1 protein-coding gene is annotated in these 257 nt (G+C 54.9%); it reads right to left on the reverse strand.

Annotated features, from left to right (window positions below; genetic code table 11):
• Positions 1 to 134: 134 nt before the first annotated feature.
• The coding region (locus tag AF337_RS40095) for a helix-turn-helix domain-containing protein (RefSeq protein WP_152970968.1) at positions 135 to 257 on the reverse strand (123 nt) is incomplete at its 5' end.

Below are 257 nucleotides of genomic sequence, written 5' to 3' on the forward strand. Positions count from 1 at the left end.
GGATTGGTTTGCGCAAAAGCGGTCATATGGGGCCTCCTGATCGGAAAAGCCTCGCAGACCGCAGCTTCAAGAGATTTCAAATTCGTGCGGTTATCTTTCGCAAAATTGCTGATTTGCCATCGGCGGGTGCTAGCTCAAAGACGGACCGAACGCTGGTATTCCTTCGGGGTCGCCCCCATCAGGCGGCGAAAGACGCTGGAGAAATGCGCCTGGCTGGAAAAGCCTGTGGCATAAGCGATGTTTGCGAGCGTCTCCTT

This window comes from Rhizobium ecuadorense (assembly GCF_001187535.1).
Classification (GTDB): domain Bacteria; phylum Pseudomonadota; class Alphaproteobacteria; order Rhizobiales; family Rhizobiaceae; genus Rhizobium; species Rhizobium ecuadorense.